This window comes from Variovorax soli NBRC 106424 (genome assembly GCF_001591385.1).
GTDB classification, from domain to species: Bacteria; Pseudomonadota; Gammaproteobacteria; order Burkholderiales; family Burkholderiaceae_C; genus Variovorax; species Variovorax soli.
Map to the genome: position 1 here is coordinate 1 of NZ_BCUU01000193.1, position 3,536 is coordinate 3,536.

2 protein-coding genes are annotated in these 3,536 nt (G+C 71.5%); one reads left to right on the plus strand and one right to left on the minus strand.

All coding sequences use genetic code 11. The annotated features are described in order from the left end of the window. Positions 1-2,931 (plus strand): autotransporter family protein (locus tag VSO01S_RS26135; protein WP_068645671.1); only part of this gene is annotated, 2,931 nt, incomplete at its 5' end. A 20-nt stretch (positions 2,932-2,951) separates the two neighbouring features. Here the strand turns inward: VSO01S_RS26135 and VSO01S_RS26140 are convergent. Continuing rightward, the coding region (locus VSO01S_RS26140; RefSeq protein WP_373282936.1) for a YcjF family protein at positions 2,952-3,536 on the minus strand (585 nt) is incomplete at its 5' end.

Below are 3,536 nucleotides of genomic sequence, written 5' to 3' on the forward strand. Positions count from 1 at the left end.
GCGGGCGGCATCGGACGGCCCGGCGGCGGCGGTGACGGCGGCACCGGTTTGCTGGTCCAGTCCAATGCGGGCACGGTTCTGATCGACAACAGCGGCACCATTTCCGGCGGTGCAGGTGGCGTTGGCGGGGCCAACAGCAACGGCGGCGCGAGCGGTGCCGATGGCGCCGGCGGCGCCGGCATTCAGGGCGCCAATCTCCAGATCCACAACACCGGCACCATCCGCGGCGGCATGGGCGGCGACAACGCCACGCGCGCCGCAGCCGTGCAGTTCACCGGCGGCAGCAACATGCTCGCGCTCGGCGCGGGGTCGGTGGTCACGGGCCGGGTGGATGTCGGCACGGGTGCCACGGCCACCATCCAGTCGCAGGCGGCGGGCCTGTCGGTCGGCGACGTGGTCGCGGGCGGCGCCACCACCCTCGACGCCACCACCGGCAGCAGCCTGCAGGTGGCCGGCACGGTGAGCGGCGTGGGCGGGCTGGCCGTCACCGGTGCGGGCACGGTGTCGCTGGCCGGGGTCAACACGCACAGCGGCGGCACCAGCGTGAACGGTGGCAACCTGCGCATCGCGAGCGAGCAGGCTCTTGGCAGCGGCCCGTTGTCCATTGCGGACGGCTCGCTGGTGGGCACGGCCAATCTGACGCTCAATGGCACGCCGTCGCTGTCCGGTACTGCGCGCCTGGGCGCGGCCGCCGGCACGACGATGACGCTGGCTTCGGGCACCAACCTTGCGGCCGGCACCAGCATCGTCATCGGCAGTGCGGCCGACACGGGTGTGGTGGAGGCCAATGGAGGCATGCAGTCGTTCTCGCCTTACGGCACGCTGCATGTTGCCGGCGGCACCTTGACCGGCATGCTGGCGGTCACCTGGGCCTCGTACATGACATCCACGACGGTCGATGCGGGCGCGACGCTGGACTTCCGCAACATGCAGGGTGTCGTGGGCAACCTGCAAGGAGCTGGAAAGGTGCATGCAGATGCGTCGGTGCAGGTGCTGGAAGGCAACTTTGCCGGCGAAATCTCCGGCGCCGGCGGGCTGCTGAAGACCAGCAACGGCACGCTTGTTCTGTCGGGCAACAACACCTACGCCGGCGGCACCGCGCTCAAGCAAGGCCGCCTGGAGGTGGGCAGCAACGGCGCGCTGAGTTCGGGCGAGCTGGCCATGGACGACGGCACCACGCTGGGCTTTGCCGCCGACGGCCTGAACATTGCCAACAACATCCGCATGACCGGCACCAACGATCCGGTCATCGACACCGGCAGCTTCAGCGAGACGCTCAGCGGCGCCATCAGCGGCGGTGGCGTGCTCACCAAGCAGGGCAGCGGCGTGCTCACGCTGACCGGCACCAACAACAACTACACCGGCGCCACCGACGTGGCAGCCGGCACCTTGCGCGCCGGGGCGGCCAACACCTTCAGCGCCAGCTCCAGCCACAACGTGGCGGCCGGCGCCACGCTGGACCTGGCCGGCTTCAGCCAGACCGTGGCGGGTGTCAGCAACGCGGGCATGGTCAACCTGATGGGCAGCACGCCGGGCACCACCCTCACGGTCACCGGCCCGTGGGTGGGCAACAACGGCACGCTGCGCATGGGCACCGCGCTGGGCGGCAGCGCCAGCGTGAGCGACCGCCTGGTGCTCAGCGGGGCGGGCGCCAGCGCCAGCGGCACCACCCGCGTGCAGGTCACCAACCTGGGCGGCCTGGGTGCGCTCACCACCGGCAACGGCATCGAGCTTATCAGCGCCGTCAACGGCGCCACCACCACGGCGCAGACCACCAAGGATGCCTTCGTGCTGGCCGGCGGGCATGTGGACGCCGGCGCCTACGAATACACGCTGCACGCGGCCGATGCCGCAGGTGCGGGCGAGAACTGGTACCTGCGGTCGACGGCGGAGCCTGTGCCTGCCCCTGGACCCGATCCGGTACCCGCGGCGCCTTCGCCTTCGCAGGCGCCCTCGGGGTCGCCGGCGCCTGCGGCCGTGCCCGCCTACCGCGTCGAGGTGCCGCTCTTTGCCGCGCTGCCGGGCCAATTCCGCGAAGCGGGCCTGGCCATGGTCGGCAACCTGCATCAGCGCGTGGGCGACGAGGCGAACACCGCCGGGCAGCGCCAGGCCTGGGGCCGCATCATCACCATGGACCGCGACATGGCCCAGAGCGGCACGGTCGACCCGCGCAGCGAAGGCCGGCTCGACGGCTTCCAGGCCGGCACCGACCTGTGGGCCACCCCCGCATGGCGCGCCGGCGTGTACGTGGGCCAGCTGGACGGCGACATGGACGTGAACGGCTTTGCCCGCGGCGTGCAGGGCTATGCGGCCGGCAGCAACGACCTGCGCGCGCAGTTCCTGGGCGCCTATGCCACCTGGAACAACGGCGCGGGCCTGTATGTCGACGGCGTGCTGCAGGGCGGGCGCCTGCGCTACGACGTGAACCCGGCCGCGGGCGCGGCCGGCAGCCACGGCAAGGGCAACAGCGTGCTGGGCTCGATCGAGATCGGCCAGGCCTTCGGTGTTGCGCCGGGCTGGGTGGTGGAGCCGCAGCTGCAGATCGTCGGCCAGCATGTGAGCCTGGACGACGTGACCATCAGCGGCGCGCGCATCCAGCAGGATGCCGACGACGCCTGGCTGCTGCGCGTGGGCGTGCGCGTGCGCGGCGACCTGCCCACCAGCCAGGGCCTGGTGCAGCCCTATGCCCGCGTGAACCTCTACAGCGGCAAGGGCGGCACCGACATCGCGCGCTTCATCGGCCCGGCGGCCTTCACCGACATTGCCACCGCCACCGGCGGCACCCGCGCCGAGCTGGCGGTGGGCGCCAGCTGGCATGTGAGCCCGGCGGTGAGCCTGTACGGCGAAGTGGGCAACCTGTGGGACGTCGGCGGTGCCGTGCGCACCGATGGCGGGCTCAATGGCAGCCTCGGTGTGAAGCTGCGCTGGTAAGCAGCGGCGGCGGTGGCGGCCTACGCCCCGCCGCGCACCATCGACAGGATCTTGGTGGTGTTGAGGCCGCGCGCCATCTCCTGCATCTGCGGCAGGTAGCGCGTCTGCAGTTGCCGGCCGTCGCTCATCACGTGCTGGTAGGCGTCGCGCAGCATCTGCGTGCTGAGCGTGCGCCCGCCCGCGTAGTACTGATTGGCCACATGGCCCAGTGCGTAGGTGCTGGCAAAGCTCATGCCGCTGCTCACCGCCTGCTTGCCCAGGCCGCCCAGCAGGCCCTTGCCGGCCCGGCCCAGCAGGCCGCCGAGCAGCTTGCGTCCGGCCTCTTCCAGGTATTGCGAGGTCAGGCCCACGCCCAGCGTGGCCAGCAGGTCCTTCACATGGCCCGTGTCCAGTTCGTAGCCGTAGCTCTGGCCGACCTGGTAGACCAGCCGCATCTGCAGCGGAATGATGGCCAGCGTCGACAGGTTCTCGGGCAGCAGCTCGATGGCGCCGTTGAGTAGCGCGGCGTTGAGGATCTTGCGGTCCATGTCCTGCGCGCCCAGCGTGCCGGGCCGGCGCTGCGCGGCCGTGTCGCCGGGCAGGGCGTCCACCGCGGCTGGATGGGG